The organism is Paenibacillus sp. NAIST15-1 (genome assembly GCF_001894745.1).
Lineage (GTDB): Bacteria > Bacillota > Bacilli > Paenibacillales > Paenibacillaceae > Paenibacillus_B > Paenibacillus_B suaedae.
In genome coordinates, this window is the sequence record NZ_BBYF01000001.1 from 267,345 (window position 1) to 281,740 (window position 14,396).

General features: G+C 49.7%; 13 protein-coding genes and 1 riboswitch. All 13 genes read right to left on the reverse strand.

Features of this window, described 5'->3' with window-relative positions; all coding sequences use genetic code 11:
• Positions 1 to 228: 228 nt before the first annotated feature.
• The 13 genes from PBN151_RS01210 to PBN151_RS01270 all read right to left on the reverse strand — a co-directional run bounded on the left by PBN151_RS01210 (position 229) and on the right by PBN151_RS01270 (position 14,393).
• Positions 229 to 924, reverse strand: a complete 696-nt coding sequence (locus PBN151_RS01210; RefSeq protein WP_072727335.1) for an ABC transporter permease — start codon at positions 922 to 924, stop codon at positions 229 to 231.
• Positions 925 to 937: 13 nt separating this feature from the next.
• Positions 938 to 1,843: a glycine betaine ABC transporter substrate-binding protein gene (locus PBN151_RS01215; RefSeq protein ID WP_072727336.1), complete on the reverse strand. Its 906-nt coding sequence runs from the start codon at positions 1,841 to 1,843 to the stop codon at positions 938 to 940.
• Positions 1,844 to 2,052: 209 nt separating this feature from the next.
• Positions 2,053 to 2,712 carry an ABC transporter permease gene (locus PBN151_RS01220; protein ID WP_028531715.1) on the reverse strand — a complete coding sequence of 220 codons (660 nt, stop codon included), beginning with the start codon at positions 2,710 to 2,712 and terminating at the stop codon, positions 2,053 to 2,055.
• A 6-nt stretch (positions 2,713 to 2,718) separates the two neighbouring features.
• Positions 2,719 to 3,882, reverse strand: a complete 1,164-nt coding sequence (locus PBN151_RS01225; RefSeq protein ID WP_021256340.1) for an ABC transporter ATP-binding protein — start codon at positions 3,880 to 3,882, stop codon at positions 2,719 to 2,721.
• Positions 3,883 to 4,210: 328 nt separating this feature from the next.
• Positions 4,211 to 4,726, reverse strand: a complete 516-nt coding sequence (locus PBN151_RS01230) for a DUF2179 domain-containing protein (protein ID WP_021256341.1) — start codon at positions 4,724 to 4,726, stop codon at positions 4,211 to 4,213.
• 393 nt (positions 4,727 to 5,119) lie between these two features.
• Positions 5,120 to 6,811: a cobyric acid synthase gene (locus PBN151_RS01235; protein ID WP_370510390.1), complete on the reverse strand. Its 1,692-nt coding sequence runs from the start codon at positions 6,809 to 6,811 to the stop codon at positions 5,120 to 5,122.
• Between the two features lie 7 nt (positions 6,812 to 6,818).
• Positions 6,819 to 7,652: an adenosylcobinamide-GDP ribazoletransferase gene (gene cobS, locus PBN151_RS01240; protein ID WP_072727337.1), complete on the reverse strand. Its 834-nt coding sequence runs from the start codon at positions 7,650 to 7,652 to the stop codon at positions 6,819 to 6,821.
• Positions 7,649 to 8,218: a bifunctional adenosylcobinamide kinase/adenosylcobinamide-phosphate guanylyltransferase gene (cobU, locus tag PBN151_RS01245; RefSeq protein ID WP_072727338.1), complete on the reverse strand. Its 570-nt coding sequence runs from the start codon at positions 8,216 to 8,218 to the stop codon at positions 7,649 to 7,651. Before cobU ends, cobS begins: the two co-directional genes overlap by 4 nt.
• Before the next feature lie 162 nt (positions 8,219 to 8,380).
• Complete coding sequence (gene cobT, locus PBN151_RS01250; RefSeq protein WP_072727339.1) at positions 8,381 to 9,436, reverse strand: nicotinate-nucleotide--dimethylbenzimidazole phosphoribosyltransferase; 1,056 nt, start codon at positions 9,434 to 9,436, stop codon at positions 8,381 to 8,383.
• Between the two features lie 289 nt (positions 9,437 to 9,725).
• A complete protein-coding gene (locus PBN151_RS01255) occupies positions 9,726 to 10,595 on the reverse strand; it encodes an ABC transporter ATP-binding protein (RefSeq protein ID WP_083544768.1) in 870 nt (289 codons plus the stop codon).
• Entirely contained in the window at positions 10,592 to 11,635 is a 1,044-nt protein-coding gene (locus tag PBN151_RS01260) for a FecCD family ABC transporter permease (protein ID WP_028531710.1), read from the reverse strand. Before PBN151_RS01260 ends, PBN151_RS01255 begins: the two co-directional genes overlap by 4 nt.
• 17 nt (positions 11,636 to 11,652) lie before the next feature.
• Positions 11,653 to 12,654, reverse strand: coding sequence for an ABC transporter substrate-binding protein (locus PBN151_RS01265; protein WP_021256348.1), 1,002 nt, complete (start codon positions 12,652 to 12,654; stop codon positions 11,653 to 11,655).
• Positions 12,655 to 13,103: 449 nt separating this feature from the next.
• A riboswitch (cobalamin riboswitch) is annotated at positions 13,104 to 13,315 on the reverse strand.
• A gap of 196 nt (positions 13,316 to 13,511) precedes the next feature.
• On the reverse strand, positions 13,512 to 14,393 hold the full coding sequence (locus PBN151_RS01270) for a histidine phosphatase family protein (RefSeq protein WP_072727340.1): 882 nt from the start codon (positions 14,391 to 14,393) through the stop codon (positions 13,512 to 13,514).
• Positions 14,394 to 14,396 lie beyond the last annotated feature (3 nt).

Genomic DNA, 14,396 nt, shown 5'->3' on the forward strand with positions numbered 1-14,396 from the left:
ACAAGCTCGCCCGTAAAAGCAACCCTGTTCATTTTGAGTATAACGCAAATATTCCAAAATGTAACAATAATACAAAGATATTCATGTTTTGTTCACATCCTAACTCTTCGTGCCACATCGTCCTGTCAGTTGGATCAGTCCATAAAAAGAAGCACCGATTCCCGGTGCTTCCTTCTCGATTATGCCTCGCAGCATGTAGCGTATAAATTTACTTTTCGTGCGTGTGCCTTACTTCGAAGACGCGGCACCTTGCTTGGATCCTGAATTCGAAGTCCGATGAGCGAAATTAAGCTTGCGCTGCAGCACACCGAATATGATATCAGCAACAATAGCGAGCAACGCCGCAGGGATCGCACCTGCGTACAGTCGGAGCGGGTTCTGTCCGTTCAAGCCGGAATAGATCTCTCTTCCTAGTCCGTCGCCACCAACAAGTGGAGCAATGGTGGCAACCCCGATTGCAATGACAGCCGCGATGCGAAGCCCAGAAATAACATAGGGCAGCGCAAGTGGAAATCTTACCTTGAACAGCAACTGCAAAGAGCTCATCCCGAGCCCTCGTCCGGCTTCCACGTAGCTGCCGTTCACCTGCTTCAAGCCGACATACGTATTGCGTACGATCGGGTTCAAGGAATACAATAACAAGCCAACGACCACGGTCGTCGTTCCAAGTCCAAATACGAGCATTAACAGCACAAGCAGCGCCAGACTCGGTACGACCTGCAGCATGCTTGTCACGGCCAGAATGAACTTGGCCAGCTTCTCATTCTTGGAGCAGAGCACACCGAGAGGGATACCAATCGCGAGCGCCAGAACAATGCCGCCTATCACCATCATCACGTGCGTCACAAAATACTCCCACAGCATGCCGCTGTTCCTTCCCATGTAAGACAGTAAATCTGCAATTGACCATTCGTAGTTACTCATCCATATCCCCCTTTCATTCGCCCTGCAATAGGCCGACTTGTTTCAAATAATCAACCGCAACTTCCCGTTCGCTCTTCTTCTCAATATCCACCTGATAATTGAGGTCAATCATCGTCTTCTCATCGAGCGTTCCCAGAAGCAGTCCGATCACGTCATTCAGCTCCGGATGCTTCTCCAGCACATCCTTGCGAATCACTGGCGATGCATCATAAGGCGGGAAGAACTGTTTGTCATCCTGAATTGTTGTCAGGTTGTATGCTTTCAACCGCGAATCCGTCGAATACGCAAGCACGATATCTACCTGATTGTTCGCCACCGCCTCATACACAAGGCTCATTTCCATCGGGAACTCCTTGCCGAAGGCGAAGCCGTAGGTTCGTTGAAATCCCTTGTATCCATCCGCATCGCGTTCCAGCCATGTCGTATCGACACCAAGCCGCAGCTTGTCAGCATCCTTCGCTACATCCGAAATCGCCTTATACCCCTTCTCATCCGCGAGCTTCTTCTGGATCGTGAATGCATACGTATTTTCAAAGCCAAGCGGTTCATACCATTTGAAATCAAAATATTTATCAAAGCCCTCTTGGGCCTGCTTCAACACTTCCCCGCGATCTTTCGTTTCCTTCACAGGGAAGTGGTTGTTGAAAATCTCACCCGAATACAAGGTCGCCATCTGCACCTCGTTCTTCTTCATCGCATTAATGACAACGGGACTTGCCGCCAGATCCGGCAGCACTTTAACTTTAATATTTGTACGATCCTCAATAAGCGCCTTATACATTTCTGCAATAATCTTTGTTTCTGAAAATGTCTGGGTGCCGATGACTATCCGGTTATCGGCTCCGCACGCGGACAACAATAATGTCATCACCAGCATAAGTGCACTACCGCCAGCAGCCCATTTGTATCGCATTTTCATATGCGTGTCCTCCCTTATTCAGACGTTAGCACAGCTGTACATGAAAATTTGACAACCATCTCCCGGAAGGTCGTCAGTCTACCATTTACAGCTAACTCCAAACTATCGGTAACTCTCATCTGTCTGACCGCGATTAGCAGCAGACAAACAATTAAACCAATTTCCCTAGTACATTTATCCGACTGTCCACCCCGTTCACGTACGGCAATTTATGCGGCCATGCTGCTCGTCCGTCCGAAACGGCGTGTCAGTGCTCGTTCAAGCCAGCCCAGCAATGCGTCAATGACGAATGCAAGTACGATGGCTCCAACAGCTCCCGCAACGATCAATTCCGGCTTATTCACGCCAAGACCGGATACGATAAGCTGTCCAAGACCACCTGCACCGATCAGTGCTGCAAGCGTGGCCCAACTGATAATATATACCGTCGTAATTCGTATCCCCGACATGATATAAGGAAGTGCCAAAGGGAGCTGTATGCGAAGAATGCGCTGCATCGTGTCGTACCCCATACCTCGAGCAGATTCCAGCACACCGCGGTCAACCGACTCGAAGCCATCGTACGTATTGCGCAGAATCGGCATAATGGAGTACAAGAACAAAGCAATAATCGCAGGCTTCATCCCGATCCCCATCAGCGGGATCAGAATAGCAAGCAATGCCAAGCTCGGAATCGTCTGCAACAAGTTCGCGCCGAAGAACACGATGCTGTTCACCCATTTCACGCGATTGTAGACGAGCAGGATTCCTAATGGAATTGCAACCAAGCAGCCAAGCAGCACGGAAGCTGCTGTAATCGTCAAATGTTCACGGAGTGCCGTAACGATGTCGGCACCGCGCTCCTGAAAGAATGCCCACCATTCATTCATCATCCGTTACGCCTCCTCCGCATATGCTTTGGCCAGCTTATCGACGACAGCTGGATATACCTCGGACAAGTGCTTGACGACGCTCCCCCGCGTAATGAGTCCTACAAGGGTTCCCGCATTGTCGATCACCGCTAAATTCGTCAAGCGATGATCATTCATGATGTTCAAGGCATCTGGCAGCGGCGTTCCCGCTGGTACCGAATAGCCAATTGGTTTCATGACATCCTTGACCGTCTTGCCTTCCTCGCCGTATTGATCGAGTACGTTGTAGATCGACACGATGCCTTGAAGCTTTTTGGCACGATCTACGATGAACAAGGAGTCTACCTTGCGATGCTCCATCATTTTAATCGCTTCAGCAAGACCGCGGTTCGGGAATGCCGTCGCTGGTGTTGTCACCATTACCTCATCTACAGTAGGAATCTCAATTGGTGACTCGCTCTCGAGACGCTTCTGTCCAATGAAGGTACGAACGAAATCATTCGCCGGATGCCGGAGAATCGCTTCCGGAGAGCCTGTTTGCACGACCACTCCATCTTTCATGAGTACGATGGTATCCGCGATTTTGATCGCTTCATCCATATCATGTGTAACGAAAATAATGGTCTTGTTGAAATCCTGCTGCAACCGAATCAATTCATCCTGCAATTGCTCACGACTGATCGGGTCAAGCGCACTGAACGGTTCATCCATCAGGATAACATCTGGATCTGCTGCAAAAGCGCGCGCCACACCTATACGCTGCTGCTGGCCGCCGCTCAACTCAGAAGGATACCGGTTGCGGTAAATTTCCGGATCTAGATTAACAAGACGCATCAGTTCGTCGACTCTAGGGTCGATCTTCTCTTTCTCCCACTTATTCAACCGTGGGACAACTGCAATGTTGTTCCCAATCGTCATATGGGGAAATAAACCGATATTTTGAATAACATAGCCAATGTTGCGGCGGAGTTCTACGGGGTTCTGCGACGACACGTCTTTGCCGTCAATGAGAATGGTGCCGCTGGAAGGAGTCATGAGACGATTAATCATCTTCATTGTGGTCGACTTCCCGCAGCCACTCGGTCCAATAAGAACGGTTAGCTCTCCCTTCTTGAACTCAAGATTGATGTCCTTCAACGCCTGAAAGCCATCCTCATACACCTTATTCACATGCTGGAATTGAATCATGCATCGCTCACCTCTTTTATAAGATTAGATAATATATTTCATGGTTATGAAAACGATGAAAACAACTATGTTTATTATTACATATATATTTTTTCATGTAAACTTTCATGCATTTTCCTGTTATGTAGACCTATGAAAAATCTATATATAAGTTAGACTTATAAGTATACATTAACCACTGCCACATAAGTAAAAACAACAAAAAAACCGCCCTCGCAAAAAGGACGGTTTTATTATCTTCATTAGTGTTAAGCGATATACCCAATATAGCCAATAAACAGCACTGTTAATACGTACCCAAGAAAAAAAGACAAAGGCACACTGCGACTTAACGCCGGGTCACCTTTGTCCAGAAGCCGCCATGCAGCTGTGATGGTTCAGATGTAATAATAAAAGCCTTCGGCTCCATATCGAGGATTGAAGCCTGGAGCTTATTCCGATTTTTGCGCCGTGACAGCACTTCGAGCATTAAGCGTTCGCCGTCTCGGCCGCTGCCGATCCATGTCGTTACTCCATAGCCGTGATCGCGCAAATGATTCGGAAGCTCACTGTGCGGGTTGTTGACAATTACCTTCAGTACGACATACCCAAGCGCAATTTTATCCTCGATCCATGACCCAACGAGGACACCAATTCCGTAACCAGCGGCATACACAATCAGACTAATTGGCTCGTTCAAGTACTTCAGCACCATATTCAAGCCGAGCACGTAAATAATAATTTCTACCGTACTGATCGTTGCAGCCAAGTAGCGCTGCCCCTTCAACGTCAGAATCATCCGCAGCGTAAAAAAGGAGACATATACGATTTGGATCGTGAAAATGGCAATCAGTATCGTAAGCATACACGCAAATCCTCTCTCGCCTGCTAAGCAGTTGTACAGCAGCAATGGATCATGCTTCCGATGTCCATCAGCAGTGCATCAAGCAATGCAGCACCTGTACAGTACTTATAAAGCGCATCGTAATAAATTCAGTACCCTATCAAGGAAGCTTCGAAACGCCCTTCCCATGAATTGCTCCGTACAATGTCTCGAATCATTGTATGAACAAATCAACAGCCATCGTAGCCTTATGCAAAAAAAGAAGGACCTCGTAACCATGTCCCGAACTCCCTTGATTGTAATGTCTTTAGTACGTCGAGGCAAGAGCAGAAGGCGATAGGGAAATCATTTCAAATTCGTGCTTTCCCATCCTTCTCCTGCTGCTGTGTCCGATTGCTCCTTCGAATCCCTCAGCTATACACTATCCTCTGGTTTATCTACTTGAAGAATACGATACAGCACATCCATCTGCAAGTTGCTCCGCACCAAGTCAGCCAGCCGATCAAATGCATCCTCACGCTTCGCATTATAATTCAGTATCGTCGGGATAGGGTTGAGCCCTTGCTTGAGACGCAGCCCGTTCAACCAGCCCCTGCGAAAGGCATCATTATGAAAAACACCGTGCATATACGTTCCAAATAGACGTCCTGATTCCGTTACACAGCCATCTGTTCCCCCATCGCCATCAAGCCTGAATAGGGGCTCAGCTTCAATGCCGGTGCATGTATGTGTCGTGATCGTAGAACGCCCCATATGAATCTCATATCCTTCAACGGGAACTTGGTGCATGGGTGTTCCAACGAGCTGCGATGCGCTCACGACACCTGATACCCGCTCAGTTCGCTTCTCGGCGGCAAATTCCGTAGCCAGTGGGAGTAAGCCTAATCCCTCCATGGTCGCTCCTGCCTCCGCCTCAGCTCCTGCTGGATCAGATAAATGCTGGCCAAGCATCTGATAACCGCCGCAGATACCTGCGACTGCCCCTAGATGTTGTGCTGCGTAGTGCTGAACAGCTTCCGCCAATCCCGTGCTGCGCAGCCACTCTAGATCAGCCATTGTACTTTTGGTCCCCGGAATGACGATTGCATCGGGATTGCCCAGCTCCTCCGGCTTTCTCACATATCGAACGCGAACATCAGGCTCAGCCATTAATGGATCAATATCGGTAAAGTTTGAGATATGGGGCAACGCCATTATGGCAATATCCAGATCATTTTCCGGTTCTGCCTTGCCTTTCCACTGTTCGAGAGCAACAGAGTCCTCTGCCTCAATATCGAGATCATTGGCGTAAGGAAGCACACCAAGTACCGGGATGCCTGTCCGTTCCTCCAGCCATTCGATTCCCGGCTGCAGAAGCGACACATCACCACGGAATTTATTAATGATGATGCCGTGTACCCTTTCTCGTTCATGCGGCTCCAGCAGCTCCAATGTCCCGACGATGAACGCGAATACGCCGCCGCGGTCAATATCCGCGACGAGGATAACTGGAGCATCTGCCCAGGCAGCCATGTTCATGTTCACAATATCATTATGCTTGAGATTAATTTCCGCTGGGCTTCCTGCCCCCTCCATGACAACAATATCATACTCATCGCGAAGCCTATTGACCGCGTCAACGACGATGCGCTTCGCCTCGGGTAGGAAGCTAGAACGATAATCGCGAGCGCTCAAATTTTGATAAGGCTTGCCGTGAACGACGACTTGGGAGCTCATCTCCTGCATGGGCTTCAGCAGCACTGGATTCATATCCGTCGTTGCCATTACCCCGCATGCTTCGGCTTGCACACCTTGTGCGCGCCCGATCTCCTTGCCATCAGGCGTAACGTAAGAATTCAACGCCATATTTTGCGACTTGAACGGCGCCACCTTATATCCGTCCTGCTTCAAGATACGGCACAGCGCCGTGGTCACAACACTTTTGCCCACATCAGAAGCCGTGCCCTGCAGCATAATTGTCCGTCCGCGTCTGGGCTTGCTTCGTTCATGCTCTACCTTCCCGACTTCCCTCTGTCCGGCTTCTTCTTGAGCCGAAACAGAGGCCAGCGCTGTCAAGGACATCTTATCTCCTTGAGCAGGAACGTTGTTATTTAACTGTTCATCCATATCACGTTCACCCTTTCATTCCACACAAGAGCACCAGCAGCAGCATGAACACTATTTCTGTACACTCATTCAACGCGCCATAGGTATCACCTGTCAGGCCACCGAGTTTCTTCGACAGGTATCGAGATACTCCCCATGCCGCTGCAACTCCTAACAGCAGCGAAGCAATGAGCAGCCACCAAGGCCAACCCGAGATGATCCCCGCTGGCATCGTCATCAGATAGCTGATTCTAATCGGAAGCGCCATAGCTCCAACAGCCACTGCGGTCAGCAGCCAAGCACAGCCATATGCTGCAGCCACATGATTCCGGTTGAGCCCTTGAAAATAACTGCCCAACCCAGACTCAGCCCGTGCATACGGTTCATTGGTCATCGCCCATACCATAGCGGCACGCGACCAGATGAACGGAATGACGATCCAGACATTCCAGGCATTCGCGTCAAATAATGCGGTTAGCAACGACCATTTCAGAAGCAGCATCAGGACGCATGCAATAACCCCCATCGCCCCAACACGGCTGTCCTTCATAATCTCCAGCATACGCTCACGGGATCGGCTGCTGAATATGCCGTCCGCTGTATCCATCAGTCCGTCCATATGCAGTCCACCTGTAAGCAGAAGCATAAGCGCCAACGTTACTGCCGCTGCTGGCCCTGTCGGAAGCAGCAATGTCAACCCAGCTCCTGCTCCCCACACAATCAATCCAATTATTCCGCCCGCGACGGGAAAGAACAAGGTGCTGCGCTTCAGCACCTCATTCGTGAACGGTACTTCCTTCGGGATTGGAATGCGGGTCAGGAACTGCATGGCAGCAATACACGCATGTACATATTGCTTCATAGCTCAACCATCCTGCTCTTGAGCTCTATCGGAATCCCAACCGTAACCAAATACACTTCGTCTGCAAGTGCAGCTATTCGCTGATTTAGCCGGCCCGCTGCATCACGGAATACTCGTCCAAGCTTGTAGGCTGGTACAACGCCGCTGCCAACCTCATTCGTAACCATGACGACGACACCATCGCGCTGCTGAATACCTTGAAGCGCATGCAGAATGTCGCGAATACGGCACTCCAACTGTGCCTCCATCCGTTCCTCATCCTCCTGCTCTGCACGCAGAAGCTCATTGGACAGCCAGATCGTTAAGCAATCAACGAGCACTGTCGGCTGTTCCTCTCCACTCAGCCAACCCGGGAGATCCAGCGACTGGTTCACTGTGCTCCACGCGTATCCAGATGCCTCACGACTCGCCTGATGCAGCCGGATGCGCTCCTTCATCTCCTCGTCATGAGCTTCAGCGGTCGCAACATAGGTACCGCCCTGCGGGGACAACTTCATAAATAGTCGCTCAGCGAACGTACTCTTCCCGCTGCGTGCTCCGCCTGTTACGAGTACAATTTTCCCCATGCTCACTCATCCTTGCTTCAAGATACTTGCATTGATTATCCTTGTGTTAACATCATACCTAAGCTGATCACACTCGTGTGACACCATACATACATGCAATCGTCATGCTTGTTTACGTTTCTTATTCTTTTGGAACCATAATCTTGGCATTCCAATCTGCGATTACTCCTTATTGGTTACACCTGCCTCTGCGAATGTTGCCATCTCTCGCATAATTCGCACTGCAGCATCAATAAGCTGGAACATCAGCACACCGCCAGTCCCTTCGCCAAGACGCATCTGCACATGCAAGCAAGGATTCAGCTTGAGCTCAGACAACAGCGCTGTATGCCCCCGCTCCTCTGACAAGTGCGAGCCAATAAGATAAGGCTGTACCGCCGGAGCTAATCGTACAGCAGCCAGAGCAGCCGCACTGGAGATAAACCCGTCTATCACAACCGGAACCTGATTCGCCGCCGCTGCTAGAATAACACCCGTAAGACCGGCAATTTCCAGCCCTCCTACCTTCGCCAATACATCCAATGCATCCTCACGATTCGGTGCATTGATTTCAAGCGCTTGCCGTACCACATTGCATTTATGCTTCCACTGCGCGTCGCCAATGCCTGTCCCATGGCCTACTGCCTCTTCAGGCTCCATTCCAGTAAATGCACACAGCATCGCAGCGCTCGCCGTTGTATTTCCAATGCCCATCTCCCCTGTCGAGAACAGGCGATATCCTTCGCGAACGTACTGCTCCACAATATCAACACCTACTAGAATCGCAGAGATTGCTTCCTCTCGCGACATAGCAGGCCCCTTCGCCATATTCGCCGTTCCTTTGCGCACCTTGCGCGATACAAGCTTCGGATCGTCCAAGTCCGCATTGACACCGATGTCGACACATACCACGTCTGCACCTGCTTCGCGCGACAGAACATTGACCGCAGCTCCGCCACGGAGGAAGTTATACACCATCTGCGGCGTCACTTCGGATGGGAATGCGCTAACACCTTCCTCACATACCCCATGATCGCCAGCCATGACAATAACGGCCTTCTTCTCGAATTGCGGTTTAACTTCTCCTGTAATACCTGCAACTTGAATCGCAACCTGCTCGAGTACTCCCAAGCTTCCCGGCGGCTTCGTCAATTGATTTTGATGTTCGATAGCAGATTGGATTGCCTGCTCATCCAAGGGCTTAATTTGTGCGATCAGTTGATTCAATCGTTCATTCATGCTGCTCATCTCCGTTGTCAAATTGATTTACATGTGTACAAGCTGTGTTCATAGATGTGCACAAAGTTGTATTCAGTTCGTAGTTCTGTTCTTAAATGTGCAAATGATTGTTTTCAGTTCTTAGTTGTAATCTTAGATCCGTGCACAGATTGTGGTTCTTTCTGACTATGACTCATATCTACTCTTGTTCCATGCAGCATTCACTATATTCATCGTTATCGATTTTCAAGCGGAATGCTATAAATTGCGTTATTGCAAAATGACAGCAATTTATGCTGTCCAGGGCCGTCTATAACCCTAGCTTCGGTCGAATAAGAATCTGAGGGCGGCCCGTATCGGGATGCGGAACAACCGTCGTCTCTGTGGCAAAAATACGTGACAGCAGCTCCGTAGTCATGATCTGCTCAGGTGTGCCTTGAGCAGCAATGCCGCCGCCATGAATGACAACAAGCCTATCGCAATATAAAGAAGCCAAATTCAAATCATGGAGCACGGATACGACCGTCAACCCGCAATCCTGCTGCCACTCCCGAACAATATCCATAAATTGCACCTGATAATGAATGTCCAAATACGTCGTCGGCTCATCCAGCAGTACAACAGAGGGGGATTGCACCATTAGCTTGGCCAATGCCGTCCGTTGGCGCTGCCCGCCGCTAATCCGATCAAGTGGATGGTCAGCCAGCTCCGTCAGTTGCAGCTTCTCCATAATCCGGTCTACAATCTCTCCACTATCCTCAGATTCTGATCCAAGCCAGGATTGAAATGGAAAACGTCCCATCTCAACCACTTCGCGCACCGTAAATCCAAGTGGTGGAAGCGCTTCCTGCTGCAGCACTGCCATCATCTGAGACAGTGCTCTGCGCTTATAGGTACCCAGCATTTGACCAGCAAGCTGTATAGAACCAGAAGTAGGTCGATCCACTCCTGACAACAAAGACAGAAGCGTGGACTTGCCACTGCCGTTCGGACCAATGATGCCAACCCACTCTCCAGACTTCACAGCGAAATCCACATCTTGCAATACATGCTTCTCCCCATAATGCTTGCTCAGTCCTTGAACCTCAATGATGTTGCCCTTCTCGATATGAATGGCAAGCTTGCTGCTCTCTGCATGATCCAGATATGCTTCCGGAAAATGTTCTCTTCGCTGTGTCATGACCATTTCCCCCGTTTCGCTCGCTTATTGCGCATAAGCAAGTAGGCGAAGAATGGCGCACCTAGAAACGCGGTTACAACCCCGAGCGGGATTTCCGTCGGTGCGAATGCCGTACGGGCAATCGTATCTGCCCACATCACATATATCGCCCCACCAATTGCTGAGAGCGGTATCAAATATCGATAATCAGGGCCCACAATTAAGCGCAGCAGATGCGGAACGACTAATCCGACAAAGCCGATGACGCCGGATACAGATACGGCAGCTGCAGTAATCATCGTTGCCGTCAGCAGCACTACCCATTTCGTCCGCTCTACATGAAGTCCGAGATGCGAGGCCTGTCGCTCACCTAATGCAAGCAAATTAAGCGGTCTTGCATATGCAATAAGAATAACAATGCCAATTGCCAAATAAGGAGCGAGCACCACTGTATAAGACCAGCCTCGCATCGCCAAACTGCCCATCACCCAAAACAAAATCTCATTGATCGTCTGATTTGTCATGGCTACAAGAAAGGAGACGATGGAGCCGAGAAAAGCTTGCATCACGACTCCAGATAAGATCAGTGTCTCGATTGGAATCTTCCCCTGCTCACTGGCCAGCTTAATGACGAACATTAGGGTCGCTACCCCTGTAGCGAATGCAACGACAGGAATCGTCCATTCGCCGAACAGCGAATACTGCAAACCGAAGTAAATAAGGAATGCGGCTCCAACAGAAGCCCCTGAAGATACCCCTAATGTATACGGATCTGCCAACGGGTTGCGCAGCACTCCTTGAAATGCAGTACCTGCGACCCCAAGCGCCGCCCCTACGAGCATTGCCAATAGAACTCGTGGGAAGCGTACCTTCATCATAATTTGCGCGGAAGCGTCATCCCATGTCACCGGTATGAACTGATCCAGCCCTGGAATATGATGAAGCAGAATTTGAGCAATTTCCCCCATTGGCATTTGTACAGAGCCTACAGCGAGGCATCCTACAACGGACAAAAGGAGAAGCGCAATACCCGCTCCTCCATACCAACCCATTTTATTCATCGATTTCTCCACGACGATTATTTTACCAAGTCCGGATGAATCGCCTTCGCAACTGCCTTCAATCCTTCAGCTACACGAGGTCCCGGACGGCTGATCAGGTTCTGATCCACACCGATTACTTGATTGTTCTTAATTGCATTAATGTTGTTCCAACCGCTGCGTCCACGAATAATTTCTTCCAAGGATTTGTTCGTCTCTTTGTCCACTACACCTTGCGTGAACATGATTACATCCGGATTGGATTTAATAATATTCTCTTCGTTAATTTGAATCCAGCCAGCTGAATCAGCCGCAACGTTCGTGCCGCCTGCCACTTCAATCAGTTCGTTCATGAACTCGCCGCTGCCTACTGTCCAGCCTGGGGAGAATTCAATATACACCTTTTTCTTCTCCGCACTTTGAACGGCCGACTTCACATCTTCACGCACTTGTTTCATGTTGTCAACAATCGTCTTCGCCTTAGCTTGCTGATCCGTAATTTGACCATACAATTCAATGTTCTTAATCACATCATCGTACGTTTTTGGCTCAACCTTGAATATTTTAATGCCCAGTTCACGGAACTTCTTCACGACGGGCTCCTTCATGGAGATACCTGTGAATACGATGTCCGGCTTAGCTTTAATGATTGCCTCTTCATTCGGCTTCGTAATGCCGCCCATTTTCTCTTTGGACTTCGCTGCCTCTGGATAGTCGTCAAAATCAGACACCCCAACGATTTGTGCATCCAATCCAAGCGCGAACAAGGACTCTGTCTCAGCTGGGGACACGGATATAATACGTTCTGGCGCTTTGTCGAATGTGAACTCCTCACCCGTCGCATCCTTAACAGTCAGTGGATACGTCGTTTTTAGATCATCCTGCTTCGGTTGTTCTGTAGCCCCATTGCCATTGGACTCTTGCTGTGCAGTATTATTCTCAGCAGGCTTAGCCGCATCTTTATTGCCGCAAGCCGCCAGTCCTACTGTAAGCATAAGCGCCAATAGCGCCGCTACCGATTTGTTCAGCCATTTGTTCATGTCAGAATCTCTCCCTCGCGTCATTCTTCCTAGTCTCTAACCATGTACTACCCGTGCAGGTGTAAAGCGGTTCCATCCTTCGCCATGCGAACGATAATGCACTGCAAGCTGTACTTGCCGTAAGAATGTATGTACATCCCCATTCGGTATCAGTTGTCAATGAGCACTTGCATATACCTGAGCTGTAAATCCTACTGTGACTGAATTTGTGATATACATTCGTGCTGTGCAATTGCATTGAACTGCAGTTTACCTTGTACAAACGAAGTGCTTGATGGGATGTGAAATCATTTCCAAATACAGCAAAAACCCCCGATCCTTCGATCCGGGGGAACACAAAGTCATCTATCGCAATATTCAACAGACACCTAGAAGCAGGAAGCAAGCAGCTGCGCTGCCATGTTGCCTGATGCATTACGCCAATGACGTGATCCTCTCCGCGAAGGATACAGCTCGTCCATCTTCAGGCAGGTTTCCTGACTTAGGAGAATACGTTGCAGCTCGCCTTCCCATCCATAGCGGTACATACAGCACACACTAATGAATCCGACAGTGGCATCATGAGCGCAACACTCCATTCACAGTGGCGGGACCGCGCCGGGTTCACACCGGCTTCCCTATTAACCTCGAATATGCATCGGCCATACAATACAACGGTGTCTCTTACCGAACAACGCGTATGGATCCGTACCGCATACATATCCAAGGACCTGAAGTATCACGATTATTCAATATGGAATACATTTCGTCATCCAAGTGCTAAACTCGATAATTGATTATAGGGGAAAAGCCCCTGCGTTGCAATAGATTACATCATTGCGTGCATCCAATGAACCTGCTTTGACACACAAACGTCATCATCTGCTGGGAAGCCGTTCTGCTCGCAAGAACTTCCATTTGCGGGCACATCGCTTCGCCGTAATCATAACACCGCCACCAATTGGCGCAGCGGCTTCCCAGAATGACTTCCTTGGGAAAGCCAGCGTGTATAAGCGACGAACGACACCACCGTGTGTAACGATGACAACATCTGGCCGCGGACTAAGCCCGCTTCCATATGACTGTCTCTGCATCCGGCTTGTCTTGCTCCGCAGCACACGTCCACGTGGCAGCGGCGAAGAATGGTACGGCCGACGACGGATAGCGCTCTCTTGCCGTTCCATGTGATTTCCACTGCTGATGAAGGAATCACGCGCATTGCGCAGCACTTCCCACCATACATGCGCCGTTCGCGTACAGAAGGTCTGCCACGGTTCCCCGCGCGGCGGCTGGATGGCTGATGAATCGTCAAGCCATCTTCGATACTGTGGATCTTCCTTCAAGTCATTGTAGGTTAACCCTTCCCACATACCGAAGTCATATTCTCGCAGCCTTGTGTCCTCCACAGCTTGGATGCTGTCACGCGGACGCAAATAAGCGAGCGTGTCGCGACAGCGGCGCATATCGCTCGTGTATAGCAGCGGTGATGGATGCGCCAATGTTCGGCGAAGAGCTCGGAGCTCTTCTGTTGAATCCGGCAATAGCGGTACATCCGAATAGCTAATATATCGCCGCTCCGTATTCTCTTGCGTCAAGCCATGACGAACAAGTGCGAAGCGCACAATTTTGCCGCTTGCTTGACTCTTTTTTCGTAACATATGTCTTGTCATTAATAATCGTTTCCTGTTGTTTTTCGATGCTCCTGAACGACGCCGGTTCCGATGAATAACGGGAGCATTCCATTTAGTTGTCCGTGTCATCCC